The 15,855-nt window shown below is 43.9% G+C and carries 16 protein-coding genes; 9 read left to right on the forward strand and 7 right to left on the reverse strand.

The features are described from left to right. The first annotated feature begins 68 nt into the window (after positions 1-68). The 3 genes from R7F64_RS02880 (at position 69) to R7F64_RS02890 (ending at position 2,054) form a co-directional block, all read left to right on the forward strand. On the forward strand, positions 69-1,262 hold the full coding sequence (locus tag R7F64_RS02880) for a multidrug effflux MFS transporter (RefSeq protein ID WP_318071440.1): 1,194 nt from the start codon (positions 69-71) through the stop codon (positions 1,260-1,262). Between the two features lie 176 nt (positions 1,263-1,438). Next, positions 1,439-1,786, forward strand: a complete 348-nt coding sequence (locus tag R7F64_RS02885; RefSeq protein ID WP_005375501.1) for a hypothetical protein — start codon at positions 1,439-1,441, stop codon at positions 1,784-1,786. 133 nt (positions 1,787-1,919) lie between these two features. Further along, positions 1,920-2,054, forward strand: coding sequence for a hypothetical protein (locus tag R7F64_RS02890; protein ID WP_017635854.1), 135 nt, complete (start codon positions 1,920-1,922; stop codon positions 2,052-2,054). Positions 2,055-2,181: 127 nt separating this feature from the next. Here R7F64_RS02890 and R7F64_RS02895 read toward each other — a convergent pair whose 3' ends face one another. The 3 genes from R7F64_RS02895 to R7F64_RS02905 form a co-directional block, all read right to left on the reverse strand. Next, positions 2,182-2,796: a glutaredoxin domain-containing protein gene (locus R7F64_RS02895; RefSeq protein WP_005375543.1), complete on the reverse strand. Its 615-nt coding sequence runs from the start codon at positions 2,794-2,796 to the stop codon at positions 2,182-2,184. Positions 2,797-2,839: 43 nt separating this feature from the next. Next, a complete protein-coding gene (locus R7F64_RS02900) occupies positions 2,840-3,697 on the reverse strand; it encodes a DMT family transporter (RefSeq protein WP_005375542.1) in 858 nt (285 codons plus the stop codon). Between the two features lie 464 nt (positions 3,698-4,161). After that, positions 4,162-5,133, reverse strand: coding sequence for a porin (locus R7F64_RS02905; RefSeq protein WP_005375535.1), 972 nt, complete (start codon positions 5,131-5,133; stop codon positions 4,162-4,164). Between the two features lie 609 nt (positions 5,134-5,742). On the opposite strand from R7F64_RS02905, the gene R7F64_RS02910 reads away from it, so the two are divergent. Together R7F64_RS02910 and R7F64_RS02915 are read left to right on the forward strand one after the other, a co-directional pair. Next, positions 5,743-6,801, forward strand: a complete 1,059-nt coding sequence (locus tag R7F64_RS02910) for a porin (protein WP_025768467.1) — start codon at positions 5,743-5,745, stop codon at positions 6,799-6,801. A gap of 221 nt (positions 6,802-7,022) precedes the next feature. Further along, on the forward strand, positions 7,023-7,637 hold the full coding sequence (locus R7F64_RS02915) for a fumarylacetoacetate hydrolase family protein (RefSeq protein ID WP_017635857.1): 615 nt from the start codon (positions 7,023-7,025) through the stop codon (positions 7,635-7,637). Here R7F64_RS02915 and R7F64_RS02920 read toward each other — a convergent pair. From R7F64_RS02920 to R7F64_RS02930, 3 genes are all read right to left on the reverse strand, one after another. Further along, positions 7,634-7,945, reverse strand: coding sequence for an AzlD domain-containing protein (locus R7F64_RS02920; protein ID WP_005385193.1), 312 nt, complete (start codon positions 7,943-7,945; stop codon positions 7,634-7,636). The genes R7F64_RS02915 and R7F64_RS02920 overlap by 4 nt on opposite strands. Further along, on the reverse strand, positions 7,945-8,655 hold the full coding sequence (locus R7F64_RS02925; protein WP_025768466.1) for an AzlC family ABC transporter permease: 711 nt from the start codon (positions 8,653-8,655) through the stop codon (positions 7,945-7,947). Before R7F64_RS02925 ends, R7F64_RS02920 begins: the two co-directional genes overlap by 1 nt. 79 nt (positions 8,656-8,734) lie before the next feature. Further along, positions 8,735-9,562 carry an AraC family transcriptional regulator gene (locus R7F64_RS02930; RefSeq protein WP_005385198.1) on the reverse strand — a complete coding sequence of 276 codons (828 nt, stop codon included), beginning with the start codon at positions 9,560-9,562 and terminating at the stop codon, positions 8,735-8,737. A 229-nt stretch (positions 9,563-9,791) separates the two neighbouring features. Here R7F64_RS02930 and R7F64_RS02935 point away from each other — a divergent pair, with 229 nt between their 5' ends. Further along, a complete protein-coding gene (locus R7F64_RS02935; RefSeq protein ID WP_005375522.1) occupies positions 9,792-10,424 on the forward strand; it encodes a LysE family translocator in 633 nt (210 codons plus the stop codon). 79 nt (positions 10,425-10,503) lie between these two features. After that, on the forward strand, positions 10,504-10,926 hold the full coding sequence (locus tag R7F64_RS02940; protein WP_053303770.1) for a GNAT family N-acetyltransferase: 423 nt from the start codon (positions 10,504-10,506) through the stop codon (positions 10,924-10,926). A 98-nt stretch (positions 10,927-11,024) separates the two neighbouring features. Here R7F64_RS02940 and R7F64_RS02945 read toward each other — a convergent pair whose 3' ends face one another. Further along, entirely contained in the window at positions 11,025-12,719 is a 1,695-nt protein-coding gene (locus R7F64_RS02945; RefSeq protein ID WP_025768465.1) for a phospho-sugar mutase, read from the reverse strand. 330 nt (positions 12,720-13,049) lie between these two features. Here R7F64_RS02945 and coxB point away from each other — a divergent pair, with 330 nt between their 5' ends. Further along, positions 13,050-14,213: a cytochrome c oxidase subunit II gene (gene coxB, locus R7F64_RS02950; protein WP_017821602.1), complete on the forward strand. Its 1,164-nt coding sequence runs from the start codon at positions 13,050-13,052 to the stop codon at positions 14,211-14,213. Continuing rightward, positions 14,210-15,841, forward strand: a complete 1,632-nt coding sequence (gene ctaD, locus R7F64_RS02955) for a cytochrome c oxidase subunit I (RefSeq protein WP_005375510.1) — start codon at positions 14,210-14,212, stop codon at positions 15,839-15,841. Before coxB ends, ctaD begins: the two co-directional genes overlap by 4 nt. Positions 15,842-15,855 lie beyond the last annotated feature (14 nt).

Raw genomic sequence — 15,855 nt, forward strand, 5'->3', positions numbered from 1 at the left:
TGATTATCATCTTTGAGTATCAAATATACACTGTTTGCCATCAATCTGTCACAAAGTAGGAGGAACGTTTGCGTAAAACACCATTGTTATTAGCGATGATGATCATTGCCACAGGCCAAGTTGGCGTTAGTATTTATCTTCCTTCTTTGCCATTGATTGGTCATGACTTGAATTTGCCGCAACATTCGATTCAGAATCTCGTCACGCTATTTCTCGTTGGCTTCGGTATCTCTCAGCTTTTTTACGGCCCATTGTCTGATGCGATTGGTCGTCGGCCGGTGTTTATTCTGGGGCAAAGTGTATATCTAGTTGGTACGGTTATTTGCATCGCGTTTTCGGACAACATTGTTGCCCTTGAAGCGGGACGGTTACTGCAAGGCCTAGGAGCGGGCAGCGCTTCGGTACTTGGTCGGTCAGTACTGCGTGATAGTTATGACGGTATGCAATTAACCAAAGCGCTATCTTATATTTCAGTCACTGCTTCAGTGATGCCAATTATTGCTCCGCTGTTTGGTGGCTGGATTGCTTTTCACCTGAGTTGGCATGCTGTCTTCGTGTTTGTGCTGATTTACTTAATGGCAATTTTTACACTTGGTTTATTGGTGCTGCCAGAAACGCTGCCTTATCCGAAGAGAAAATTTAAAGTAGGCGAAGTAAGCGCGAACTATTTGCGTCTGTTAACGAATACACAAGTGATTGGTAGTGCGAGCTACAACTGGCTTAGTTATTTATCGGCTCTGGTTACGCTCTCCTTGTATCCATTTTTAATGCAACAAGAGTTAGGATTTACGGCGGCAGATTACGGCTCTTTGATGATCATACCATCAGTTGGTTTGCTGACGGGTAGCTTAGTGCTGAATTTGATCAATGCTCGTTACAAAGCTCAGCAAATCTTGCTGATGAGTTTCGCGATTGTTGCTGTTGCTGGCTTCATGTTGTTGGTTACCCCCTTCAGTGTATTTTCATTGCTGACGGCATTCACGTGTTTAAGTTTTGCTCAAGGAATGTCATTCCCGGTATCGATCAGTTTGCTACTTTCACCACATAAGCAACAGGCAGGCTCGGTTTCTGCGCTATCTGGTTCTATTCAAATGTGTTTAGCAGGTTTGTTTGGTGGGTACTTAGTAGACTCATGGGTTACGAATCAGCAGCAGCTTGGGGTGTTTTATTTGTTTATTGCGTTACTTTCTTGCTTTGTTCTTGTACTAAGCCAATTTCGTAAAGTGCCAGAAGGGACGGTTCAAGCAGAAACTTCCATCTGAATATACTTGCAACCAGAAGGTCGGCTTTCTAAAATGCGCAGCTAAATTAAGTCTGGCCTGTTGTGTATACTGAATGACTTGGTTTGAAAGGAAGAGGGCGAACCTTGATACTTCTCTCAAGCTTGGAATACATTTCTGCCCAATGGCTATCCGATCTCTAATCGTTAGGTGAAAGAATGCAACAAAACGAATTTGAAACACTGGTAAAAGAAATTACTCAGCAAGAAAGCATGCCAAAGGCACTTGAAATCTTGAAGGCGTGTGAGGAAGAAGAAGTTGCACAAGCGGCGCAATCCCTAACGGGTCAGTTTGGCCTTGCAGAAGTTGATGGTGAGAAACGTATTTACCATATTACCACTCAAGAAGATGAGTCCGGAGAAGAGCAAGAATACGTAGAGCACGTCATGAATGAAGGCGATCACTTGATCAAGTTTGCAGCGTGGTTCTTTGAAACATTCTTTGAAATCAAACAGAAAGATACGTACGTCGCAGCGGGTAAAACATACCAACAACCTAAGCGATAGACGCTCATTTCAAGAAATCCACGAAAACCAAACTGAAAGTTAATTACAAAATAAATGTGACTGGAGTCTTGTTTTTATCTAATTGTGGTGTAAAATTACTACATAGTTAAGTCAATACATTCAGGAGAAGGTCATGGGTAACGAACTTGGTGGTGCTTATATTGGCCAGATGATTGCAAAAGACGCGATGCACAAAGCGCTTTACGGTAAAGCGAAGAAGAAAAAAGCTTCTGTTTTTGCTCGTGTTATTAAAAAACTGGCGAAATAATTTAAAAAGCCCTGATTGAAAAATCAGGGCTTTTTGCTTTTCTCTGTTTTGTTGTTAGTAAGTAGCCAACATATTGCACAACATTGGCAAAACGCTACTCAAAGACTGATGACATTTAAATCTAGAATTACGCGGATTGGCTTGGTATCTCCACAACATTGTTAGGCACTTTATCTAGCCCCTTTGCTGATAACCACTTTTCTAAATCGTCAGCGCCTCCAATATATTTTCCATCTAACCAGATTTGCGGCACTGTTACCGGTGTTTTTTCGCCAATGATGGCTTTTACTTCAGGAATCATGCGGTATAAGGCGGCGCTGTCTTTAACTACATCATGGTACTCATACTGAACGCCAGCCTCGTCAAGTAATTGTTTGGTTTTGACACAGTAAGGGCAAGTTGCTTTACCATAAACAATGTTGCCTTTTAGCTCATCGCGTTTTACCCACTCAGCAATAACAGACTGTACAAGCACACCCCGATTCAATGCTTCTCCTTGGCTGATAACTTTCCCTTCGACAAGAAGAATGGGTGCATGCCAAGCACCAGCTTTTAATGGTTCCCACCAGTGCGATAACCAATCTTTTACTTCAAGTTCAACGGGCACATCAGCTAGTTCGTTTTCAAAAGTATCCTTTAAAATATCTTTGGTTAATGTACATTCACCACAAGGAATATTGACTTTGAATGGGCCCCAACTACCAGCCCAGCGATACAGTGTAATTTTGATTGGTTGACTCATATGGGTTCCTCATTTCCTTTCCTGAAAATATAGAACTTTTAAATTAGATTTTTCTTTCAACTAACTTTGTCTTTTTCGCTTCCCAATGCGTAATAAACGCAATAGATGCAATAATAATCGCAGCACCTAACCATAAACGACCAGGAGGCACCCAACCAAACACCAACCAACCAGCAACAACATTCAAAGGCAGTTTGGCGTGATCAAATGGTTGCACAAATGAGGCGTCTGCTACTGCATATGCTTTAACGATAGCCCATTGAGCGAGTGCTGTAAGTGCACCTGCGGCTAAAAGCACACCCCATATCGTCCACGTATCTGGCATAGTAAACGTCGGTATCGCTAACAAGATATTAAATGGCGTTATCAGCAGTAATAAATAGACGACCATGGTTGAAGGCGGATCGTTTACCGACATTTTTTTAACCATTAATGAATACGCTGCCCAGAAAAATGCGGCGCCAACAGGGAGCAGGGTCGCCCATGTAAATGAGTCTGCCCAAGGCTCAAGAATGATCATGGCACCAACAAACCCCGTCAATGTAGCGAGCCAGCGTGCAGTACCTACTTTCTCTTTGAGTAACAAGCCAGAACCAACTGTGGCAAATAACGGGGAGGTCATGAGAAGTGCAATACCTTGCCAAATTGGAACTGGGTAAGCGAGAGCCCATAACCAAAGTTGAATCCCGATAACAGAGAGAAAAATGCGGAATGCATGCCAGCCAAAGTGTTGGGTTCTTAAAGAACGTCTAATCCCAAGTGTACGTAGGTAGGGCAGAATAACAAATAAGGCGATTGCATATTGGAATAACGCAAATGTGGTGGAGGAGACACCAAAGTTGATGCTAGCAATTTGGGCGAAGCTGTTCACTATGGCGAATGCCAAGCCAGCTGTTAGCATCCAGGACGCACCTTGAACAGGATGATGATTCAATTGAAAAATTCCAGTTTGATAGAGGTGGCGGGATCATACGTCCTATTGTTTTTCGCGCCAATAAAAAAATGCCTCCCAGAGGGAGGCGACATTACCAATTCAAAGGACGTGCCTGTTATAACAGGTACAAAGAACGAGAAGCACAAACGCTGCCATGCATTTGCATAAATAATATTGCAGAACACGTGCCAACTTTTATATATTTGATTTTAAATGGTTTTTTGGTTTTTCTATGTTGTCGATTAGATGAAATGCACTAACTTAGTGATCAATCGCATTAAAAGAGGGCAGAAGTAGGCGTCGTTACGCTCGTCTTTCATTGCTGAGCGATGCTTGGATAGTGTGAAAACTTATCGAGTTGTGTTGGGTTAAATAAAAAATGGCCAGCAAAGGTGCTGGCCAAGTGGACTCGCTCTTAGGACAAGAGTGAATTAGAAATCGTAACGTACGCCTAGGCGCAGTGTATCTTCGCCTTCTGTTACTAGACCTGTTGTTGCATCTTTTGCTTCATCAAGTTGGTTGATGTAGTAAGACAGGTAAGTACGGAAGTTGCTGTTTAGTTTGTAGTAACCAACAAGCTCGATACCTTCAACGGTGTCGTACTTTGAACCGTTGTCTGGATCATTCTCTTGAGCTGTGTATAGAGCTGCAAGTGTCACTTTGCTTGCTACTTTGTAGCTTGCGACTAGCTCGTAAGCCGTAAAGTCTTCAGAGTCAGTCAGGGAACCTTGAGAATAAGTACCTGCTAGGTAAAGGTTGTCCATCGAGTAAGCGATACCACCTAGAATTTGATCTTCAGAGTTATCTTTATCTACATCGCCACCAGAGTATGCAAGACCAAAGTCGAGGCCCATTGGTAGTGAGTACATTCCAGAGATGCCGTATTTATCTTCGTTATCGCTAGAGTTTGCTTGGTAGGTTGCTTGAAGTTGTAGTGCATCAAACGCACCACGGTATGCGAAAACGCTGTCTTGCTTATCAGAAGACGAATCAATAACTTGCTGAACACCAGAGAATTCAGTGATATCCGTCATGTCAGAGATGATGACTGCAGCCATGTCTTGACGACCTACAGAGAAAGCACCGATATCAGAGTCGACGCCTGCATACATGTAGCGGTTTTTGAATTCACTCTTGCCCGTTTTTTGTTCGGCTTCGTAAACACCGAAAGCAGAAAGGCCGTTGCCGATGTCTGTTTTACCTTTTAGGTTAAGACGAGCACGGCTTTTATCTTCCATAGAACCTTCAACTTCAGCACCGTCTGAACCGATGAAGTCACCACGAAACTCAACGCGGCCGCCAACTTTTAATTCAGTACCGTCGTTTTTGTATACAGTTGCTGCGAATGATGGTGCTGATACCAATGCTGTAAGAATTGCAGTAGTTAGTGCTGCCTTTTTCATTTTCTTATTACCCTAGTTGTAATCGATGGGCTTTCTTGCCCGATGTGTTGATGACGCTAAGGTAAAGGCTGAAAATGAAAGATAGATTTCTGTTAAGTTATGATTTGATTGCACTTTTATTGCTGGCGAGAATAAGTGCCCCTTCTCATACCACTTATAAAAAGAAAGGTTTATCTTTTTTGAGGTTTTTTCCTCTCCGCTGAAGACTGTGTTTTTTTCAAAAAGTTCCTGAATTGTTTCTTGACCCTAAATGTAAGTAAACATTTCAATTCGGCAGGGAAGTTTGGCCTAAAAATAGCGAATCATCAGCTATTTGTGAGCTAACTCTCTCTAAAGCATTTCTTATTGTAAGGTTTTTATTTCTCGATTTTTTGAAGGCTAAGTAAACGATTGCTTTTTAGGTTTTGTCTGAGATCTTTTCACTCGGTTGTCAGGAACTAATCAAATAAAGTATCGGCAGTTGTTACACAAAGGTAAAACTAATCTGGTGGAAACGATGCCTCGGATAGCCTTTGTATTCCTCTCTTTGTTCATCATTTCGTTTTTACGAAAGTGAACCAAAGCCGGGTCTAAAACTGACTAACCAACTAATAAGTAATGGATTTAGAAATGAATAAAAAATTATTAGCAGCGGCAATCGCGGCAGCAACCTTCGGTACTCAAGCAGTTGCAGTGGAACTATATAATAACGATGGCACAACATTTTCGATGGGCGGCCACGTTTCTGTTAATTTAAATGGATCAGAGCAAGGTGACACGGATGTGGGTACTAACTCTCCTCGTATCAATATCTCTGCGACACAGGATTTGGGTAATGGCTTCACCGCAGACGCACGTGGTGAATGGGCGCTAAACTACTTAGACGGTGGTGAAGAGTCGTTTAAAACTCGTCTAGGTTACTTAGGTATAACGCATGAGGTTTATGGTCGTGCAGTAGGTGGTACGCAATGGTCACCTTACTACGATGTCGCAGGTATTGCAGATATGCCAATCGCGTTTGCCAACGACTTCATCTATGACGATCATGGAAACCTTGGCACTGGCCGTGCGGATAAAATGCTTTCTTACCGTAAAGCCATCGAGCTGGGTGAAGCGGGTGTGATCAACTTTGGTCTTGGTTGGCAGGGTGCAAACGATGATTACACGCGCAACGATGCTGGAGTTATAACTGGCGGTGCTAAATACGATGACCGTGTGCAAGCTGCGCTTTCTTACTCAGTCATGGGCGCTAAAATCGGTTACTCTTACAATGGCGGCGATTTCCAGCACCCTGCATATGCAGGTAAGCACACGGCGGAATCACACGTTGTATCAGCATCTTACGGTGCGTACGGCCAAGGCCTATTCCTTGCTGCGGTTTATGGTTCAAACGAAAACATGAACTTCAGTGCAAAAGGCGACCGTTTAGAAGAAAGTGATGCGTACGAAGCGATCATCGCATACGCTCTAGCAAACAGCCTAAACTTGAGTGTTAACTATGAGATGGTGGAAGGTAAAGAGTTTAAGAGCTCTAAAACAGAAACTGCTCGTGAAGAAATGGCACTACAAGCAGAATACAACTTCACGCCTAAATTTGTTGGTTACGCGGGTTACCAGTTTGACCTAAATGACGACAATGGTCGTGAAACTGATGACAAATGGGCGTTAGGTGCTCGTTACTACCTATAATAGGGTTTAGCGAGAACTATTATTCAAGCTCATTGATCTAAAGCCAGCCTCGTGCTGGCTTTTTTGTCTATTTGTTTTACAAATACTTTGCTGTTTCAATTAGATGATACAAAACTCAAAACGGGGTGAATGTCTTATTTTTTACACTAGAGGTTGCTATTTAGTGTCGTTAAGTCAATAGGTTAGATTATGATGGGATTTTTGTTTTGCAGGGAAGAATGATGAGTGTTATTCAAGTTGAAGAAAAGAAAGTAGAAGTGGGTAAAGTGCTTTGTGTTGGACGAAATTACGTTGAACATATTCATGAGCTTAATAATGCAATGCCTGAGCAAATGGTGGTATTTAATAAACCCGCAACTTCCGTATCAACAACTCTGCGTTCATTCCATCAAGAGCCCCTTCATTATGAGGCTGAAATCTGCTTTTTGATCAAGGATGGACGTTATTCAGCGGTTGGTTTGGGATTGGATCTGACCAAGCGTGGTTTGCAATCCTCGCTTAAAAATCAGGGGTTGCCGTGGGAGCGTGCTAAGGCATTTGATGGCTCTGCTGTGTTTAGTCGGTTTGTCTCTTTGGATAACATTGATATCAACGATCTTAACCTTGAGCTCTTAATTAACTGTGTTCGTGTACAAAAAGGTCACGTTAACCAAATGCTCTACCCGCCGCTAACTATCCTGGATGAATTAACCAGTTACACAACACTTCAAGATGGCGATGTAGTGATGACTGGTACACCAAAGGGCGTTGGTGAGGTACATGAAGGTGACATCTTCCTTGGTCGATTAAAGTGTGGCGATGTCACCTTGTTGGAGATTGAGTGGTTGGCGGATTAAAGCCAAATTCGTAGAACGAGAAATACCACCATACTGATAACCGTCGTTAAAAGAACATTTTTAGTAAAATACGCGATTAAAGCAGCCAGTACGGCAGCCAGTAAAAATGGGTTTTGCACATTGACGCTGAGCTCCCCATCGGGAATGAAAACGATAGGTGCCCAGATCGCAGTCAGTACTGCTGGGCTAGCGTAATTGAGTACTTTTTGAGTGCGCGTCCCTAATCGCAATGGTAGCTTGGGTTCTAAAAACAAGTAGCGGCTGGTGAAAACAAGTACCGTCATCAGTAAAATAGCCAACATGATCATTAGCGTTTCTCCTTTACTTGTTCCACAAAGTAACCAGTAAGCATGGCTAAAATGCTTGAAATCATCAAACTTCCCTCAATTTGATAATAGGTTAGGGCAACCGAGCTCACCAAAGCCACAAGAACACTCGCGAGCACCGCTGCATTTTTAATAGTCGGAACTACAATTGCGATAAAAGTTGCGGCCACAGCAAATTCCAAACCCATTTCGTTCAGTTCAGGGATTAGACTTCCCGCAATAATGCCCGTCAATGTCGCGACATTCCAAAACAGGTAAAAACTCAGACCAGCCCCAAGTGCATACCAGCGATTAAATTGTTTATCGGAATGGTGGCCTACAATCGCAAACAGCTCGTCAGTAAGTAAGAAGCCGAGTGATAATCGCCATTTTAGAGGGAGCGGTGAAATTTTACTGCGCATCGATACACTGTAGAGGAAGTGTCGAGAGGTGATAAAAAACGTTGTCAGTAACATGGTCACTAGACCTGCTCCCGTTTTAATCATTCCCATCGCGACGAGCTGTGCAGAACCTGCGAACAAAATGGCGGATAGTGCTTGTCCTTCCAAAGGGTGAAGCCCAGTATCAATTGCGAATGAGCCTGCGAGTAAGCCCCAAGGGAGCACTGCGATACTCAGAGGCATCATCGCAAGTGTACCTTGCCAAAATAGCGTGGCTTTTGATTCTTTTTTTAACGGCAAAGTGTGGTCCATAGTTTCTTCTTATTTATTCCTAAATCAGATTACCAAGATAGCTCGGTAGTCGCATAACGCCTTGTACAATATTGCTGCTTTAGCTGTGACGGACGTATTGGCCGGGAGTGACGCCCATGGCTTTTTTAAAGTGTCGATGCAGATGGCTCTGATCATGGAAGCCGCATTCTTGTGCCACGTCTGAAATTTTTTGTCCCATTTTTAGTAGCTTCTTCGCCATACGTAAACGTTGCTGAATTTGATAGGCATGAGGCGGAAAGCCAAATTGCTTTTGAAATTCTCTCAGCAGATGAAAAGGGCTTAATCCAGACAGCTTCGCGAGTTCTTCTAGTGAGACGTCCGTTTGTGGAAAGTCTTCCAAAAATTCTCTGACGAGCTGCACTTGTCGCTGAGCTCTGGTTGATTCTTTCAGTGGTGCCCGATGAGTGCTGTGTTTACTGGCTAGCTTGATCAACGTGCCGTAAACTAAAGTTTCTCTCAATAAACGGTTGTCTGATTTTTCTAGTGTTTCAAATACCAATCGTAACTGACTAGCCAGTTCAGGATCGTAAACCACAGGTTGAGGGAAATAGGGCAGAGCTACGTTTGGTGAGCCAAGCTCTTGTCCTAAAGTTTGAAACTGCTGAGGTACGGGGTACATTGCTTTGTATTCCCAGCCGCCTTCCGAGGCTGAATGCCCGTTGTGTACTTCATCTGCATTAACAAGGATGATGCTATCCTGTGGCGCGATATGATTCCCGCCCGTCCTAAAAAATTGTTGTGCACCTTTTTCGATGACACCAATAGTGTAACCTTCGTGGCTATGGCGTGAAAAATTCTGCTTCTCATACTTTGCATCGAGAAGCTCTAAACCTCCGAGCTCTTGAGCTATCTTGAAGGTAGCGATTTCCTTATTCTTTTCTTTCATCTTTATCCGGTCTGCTCAAGAAAATCATTTTAGAAGTGTAACGGATCCATCGTGCTTATTTTTGTACAAAATTGCTATTCGATTTTGATAAACAGGCGAATTGATTGCTATTTTTCGGCTGAGCAAACTATGATTTTTATTTTTTGATTTATCTTGGCTATTTTGGGCTGGATGATGTCATTTTGTTGGTATAACATTCGCCGCCTTGTTGTAGAAAAGCGGTTCCATCATGATTGATTTATCTGTACTTCCTGTTTATCTCACCGCAGTTGTCGCCTTATTGCTCTTACCAGGGCCTGATATGTTGCTGATAGCGAGCTCAAGTATGAGTTACGGTAAGAAGGTCGGTCTTTTTGCTAGCTTAGGCAATGCGACGTCTGGTGTTATTCTTACTTTGCTTGCTGCGATGGGCGTATCTACCCTGATTGCCATGAGCCCAATAGCCCTTAAAGTCCTTCATCTATTAGGTGGCGCTTACTTGTTAAAAATGGGTTGGGACTGCTTACGAGCTGAGGCATCTTCGGCTCCAGAGCTTGATGGTCAAAACAAAATGGCATCAACTTATTATCAGCGTGCTTTGATGAGTAATTTGCTTAACCCTAAAGCCTTGGTCTTTTTTGTGATGTTTTTGCCTCAGTTTGTCTCAAGCAATATCACGGCATCTTCCGGTGAGCAGATGCTAGCGCTAGGGTTATTGTTGAACGTTCTTGGCTTGTCATTCAATTTATTACTTGTTGGGTTAGCAGGCACATTGGGCAAAGGGCTGCTCGAGAACGAAAAATTCCGCACGTATCAACATAAACTAATGGGGTTAGTGTTTGTTATTCTGGCGTTGTGGATGCTGAGTAGTTTCGCCTTGTAAAGTTATCATATTCCATCAGAAAGCCAGCAATTGCTGGCTTTTTGTTTTAGGATATTGGTGTTTCCTAGGGAGAGGGTATATGAAGCTTGAATTTTGTTTAAATCCAGATCAAACAGACCTTGATTTTGTTCGTGAAGGTATTCGATCTTATAACCGACTGCATTTACCTGAAGGGGAAGTGCATGCTGTAGGCTGTTTCGCAAAAGATGAGAATGGCAAGATCATGGGTGGCTTGACTGGCGAAATGTTTAAAAATACGGTATTTGTTGAGTTTTTGTGGGTAGACGCTGAAAGTCGAACCTCTGGTCTCGGTAGCCAATTAATGTCGATGCTAGAACAAAGAGTAAAGCCTCACGGGGTTACCCATGTTTATTTGGATACCTACAGCTTTCAAGCTCTTGAGTTCTATCTCAAATTAGGTTTTGAGAAAGTGGGGCAGTACTCAGGCTATCCTGTAGAGGGCATCCACAAGTACTTTCTACAAAAGGAAATTGCAGGCTAGGGAAAGCACGGGTTAGCTTGACTTGTTCTAGTTAAAATCAAAAAAGAGGCGCGAATTTGCGCCTCTTGTTGTATCAAATATCTATGTTTCTCTTTGACTTACAAACTTTGCTGGTGCGCGTCGATAAGTTCGTTCATCTTCGCTTCTGCTGCTTGCTGTGCTTGTTCATAGCTCATATCCGCAGGGAAGAGGTTGATGACTTCGTAGTAACATTTTAGTTTTGGCTCAGTACCAGAAGGACGAACAATCACGCGAGATTGATCTTCTAGGTGATAAATCAATACGTCACTTGCTGGTAAGTCAATGGATTCTTCAGAGCCGTCGTCAAACATGCGAACCGATGTTTTAAGATCTTCGGTTACTGCAACTTTTTTACCAGCAATCTCTGTTGGTGGATTTGCTCGGAGTTTGTCGCCGATTGGTGGAGAGTTCGGGTCGAGAGCGATGCTGCGTTGTGCGTTGAAGTAGAAACCGTGCTCGCGGTACAGCTCTTCCAGTTTATCCCACAGTGTTTTGCCTTGCGCTTTAAGCTTGCCTGTTAGCTGTGAAAACGCGACGATTGCAGATAAACCATCTTTATCCCACACCTTGTTACCCACGGTATAACCGAGCGCTTCCTCATAAGCAAACAAGAATGGGTTGGTTTCTGTCTCTTGTTCCATGGCAACGTTAGTAAGCCATTTAAAGCCAGTTAATGTTTGATAGTATTGTGCGCCATGCGCCTTAGCGATGCTGCTCAGCATTCTTGAGGATACGATGGTGTTGCCAACCAAAGCGTTAGGTTGCTGTTCCAACAAGTAATCGCCAAACAGTGAGCCCACCTGATCACCTGTTAGCATTTGATACTCGCCATCTGGGCGTTTAACTGCCACGGCAAAACGGTCTGCATCTGGATCGTTCGCGCAAGCGATATCGGCATCTACGGACTTACCTAATGCCATCACCATATCCATTGCACCGGCTTCTTCAGGGTTTGGGAAGTTGACGGTTGGGAAGCTTCCATCAGGTTCGCGCTGTTCCTTAACACTTGCCACTTTTTGGAAGCCTGCGTCGGCAAGTAGCGTTTCCGCCATATTCGCGCCAACGCCATGCATTGCGGTGTAAGCAATAGATATATCGGTATTGTTGTCAGGAGTAAGCAGCGCGTTTTCGTTCATTGTCTTACGGTAAGTTTGGTAGTAGTCGTCTTCCAACCAAACTAACAAACCGTGCTGTTTTGCATCATCGAGAGACATTAAAGGTAATGGCTTCGTTGTTGCGTCATCAATTTTCGCTGCGATTCCAGAGTCGTGCGGAGGAATAATCTGTGCGCCATTCTCCCAATATACTTTAAAGCCATTGTATTCTGGTGGATTGTGACTGGCAGTAACAACAACAGCGGCCGCCGCATTCAATGTACGGACACCAAACGCGACAATTGGGGTTGCTGCAACGTCATACGTTAGGTAAACCTTGATACCAAGGGCCGTCAGTACGGATGCGGTATCATGCGCGAATTGTTTTGAATCGGGACGACCGTCGTAGCCAATAACGACACCACGACTCGCGGCATCTTTGACTTGCTCAAGCAAATAGTTCCCTAAACCAGTGGCGGTCTCTTGAATCACCAAGCGGTTCATTCGGTTTGGACCTGCGCCCACTTTGCCACGTAAGCCTGCAGTACCAAAGGCAAGGCGTGAGCCAAAGCGATCAGTAAGTTCTTGTTCATTGTTCGTATCGACGAGGTGTTGTAGCTCTTCACGAGTCTTAGGATCAGGGTCTCGTTCTAGCCATTGCGTAATTAGTGCTGTCATATCAGTCATTCCTTAGTAGGGGGAGCCTACTTTCTTGGACACTTCGTTTGGTAAGTATCTCAATGTTTTCTTTTAAATCAATGTAAATGGTTCTCAATTACATTTCAAAGAGGGCAATCGATAAACCGAATTAATTTTTCTTATCCGAACAAAATTTAATCATATTTAATTTCTTGAAGAACCTTGGAACTATAACTAGCCTTTTAACATAAATATAACAAACCGTGTCGAAATCGTAGTTTTTGTGATTTTTCGTAAAGTTGTTCGATATTTGCATCGGGACGCAAGGAAGCTCGCGTAGGCGTAGCGGCTGAGCAGAGGAGAGATCTTTTGAAAAGATTAACGACTACTCTAGCCTTATCACTGAATGTGATTTTAATCACATTTTCCTCTTTTGGTTGGTCAAAGGAAAATGACTACAACATGACAAAAGGGGTCACAGAGATAAGTGGGCAAGTGTATGAATTACATATGCTGATTTTCTATATCTGCTGTGTAATTGCTTTGATTGTTTTTGGTGTGATGTTCTATTCCATCTTCCGTCATCGCAAGTCAAAAGGAGCAGTTGCCGCACATTTCCATGAAAGTACAAAAGTGGAAATTATTTGGACGGTCATACCCATCATCATTCTTGTCGCTATGGCGATTCCCGCAACAAAAACTCTAGTAGCAATGGAAGACACAAGCCAATCGGATATCACGGTCAAGATCACAGGCTCGCAATGGAAATGGCATTACAGCTATTTTGGCGAAGATGTTGAGTTTTTTAGTTTGCTTGCCACCAGCCAAAAACAAATTGATGGAATCGAAGCTAAAGGCGCACATTACTTACTGGAAGTAGACAACCCTTTGGTGTTGCCTGTGAATCGCAAAGTGCGTTTTTTGATGACTTCTGATGATGTCATTCACTCTTGGTGGGTACCGGACTTTGCCGTCAAGAAAGACACCATTCCAGGTTTTATTAATGAAGCATGGACAAGAATTGATGAGCCAGGCGTATATCGCGGCCAATGTGCGGAGCTATGTGGTCGTGCACACGGATTTATGCCGGTGGTGGTGCATGCGATGGAAGAAGAGAAGTTCGATGAATGGCTAGCGAGTAAGAAGCAAGAACTCGCACTTCAAAAAGCGGCGGCACAAGAAGCGCTCTCTCAAGACTTATCTATGGATGAATTGATGTCGCAAGGCGAATCGATATACACGGCGCGTTGCGCTGTGTGTCATCAGGCAAATGGTGAGGGGATTCCGGGTGCATTTCCCGCGATTAAAGGCAGTCCTATTGCAACCGGAGATGTTACAGAGCACATAGATATTATTGTCAACGGTCGCCCGGGCACCGCAATGCAGGCTTTTTCTAATCAGTTAAGTGACAAAGAAATTGGCGCGGTTATCACATATCAACGAAATGCATGGGGCAACGATACTGGCGATACAGTGCAAGCATCCGATGTGAATGCCTTTAAAGCACAAGGCAGTGCTAAGGAGGAAATATGAGTAAGCCAATAGATAAGGCAGTGAAGTCTGCGCCAGCAGAAGCCAGTGCGAACAGTACCATTGCGATTGATGATGGTCACGAGCATCATGCACCCCAGGGCATCACTCGTTGGTTGTATTCTACAAGCCATAAAGACATAGGCACCCTCTACCTTTGGTTTAGCTTTGCGATGTTTCTAACAGGTGGTGCGATGGCTATGATCATTCGTGCCGAACTGTTCCAGCCAGGGCTACAGCTAGTCGATCCGCAGTTTTTTAATCAAATGACCACGGTACACGGTTTAGTGATGGTATTTGGTGCGGTGATGCCAGCATTTACGGGGCTTGCTAACTGGATGATCCCGATGATGATCGGCGCTCCAGATATGGCGCTGCCGCGCATGAACAACTTGAGCTTTTGGATCTTACCTTTTGCATTTCTCATCTTGTTGAGCTCGTTGTTTTTACCTGGCGGCGGTCCTGATTTTGGTTGGACGTTTTATGCTCCGCTGTCCACGACTTATGGCCCAGATAGCACTGCGCTGTTTGTATTCTCTGTGCATATCATGGGTATCAGCTCCATTATGGGCGCGATCAACGTTATCGTGACGATCGTAAATATGCGAGCTCCGGGAATGACTTGGTTCAAGTTACCAATGTTTGTTTGGACTTGGTTAATTACCGCTTTCTTGCTAATCGCGGTTATGCCGGTATTAGCGGGTGCGGTGACCATGGTTCTTACTGACAAATATTTCGGGACTAGCTTCTTTGACGCAGCTGGTGGTGGTGACCCGGTAATGTTCCAACACATCTTTTGGTTCTTTGGTCACCCAGAAGTGTACATCATGATTTTACCGTCGTTTGGAATCATCTCCGCCATTCTGCCTGCTTTCAGTGGTAAGAAGCTGTTTGGTTATCATTCGATGGTTTACGCGACGTGCAGCATTGCATTGTTATCTTTCCTTGTGTGGGCGCACCACATGTTTACCACGGGGATGCCAGTTTTTGCTGAGCTCTTCTTTATGTATTGCACTATGCTGATTGCGGTACCAACGGGAGTTAAAGTCTTTAACTGGGTTGCCACCATGTGGCGTGGAGCGCTGACATTTGAAACGCCAATGTTGTTTGCCATTGCCTTTATTGTGCTTTTTACTATTGGCGGCTTCTCGGGACTGATGTTGGCGATTGTGCCGGCGGATTTCCAATATCATGACACTTACTTCGTGGTTGCCCATTTCCATTATGTGTTGGTATCTGGTGCGGTATTCTCGATCATGGCAGCGGCATACTACTGGCTACCTAAGTGGACGGGCAATATGTACGACCACAAGCTGAGTTTATGGCATTTCTGGTGCTCAATTATTTCCGTCAATGTCCTGTTTTTCCCAATGCACTTCCTAGGCTTAGCAGGCATGCCAAGGCGCATACCGGATTACGCCATTCAGTTTGCTGATGTTAATCAAATAGTATCAATTGGTGGGTTTGCATTTGGGTTGTCACAACTGATCTTCTTATGGTTGGTGATCAAGTGTATTCGTGGCGGGGAGAAGGCTTCTGCAAAACCGTGGGAACGTGCGGAAGGCTTAGAGTGGACAGTGCCAAGCCCTGCGCCACATCATACGTTTACTACACCGCCTAAGATTGACTAGCAAAGAGTGGGGTG

It is taken from the genome of Vibrio sp. Vb1980 (genome assembly GCF_033338615.1).
GTDB classification, from domain to species: Bacteria; Pseudomonadota; Gammaproteobacteria; order Enterobacterales; family Vibrionaceae; genus Vibrio; species Vibrio alginolyticus.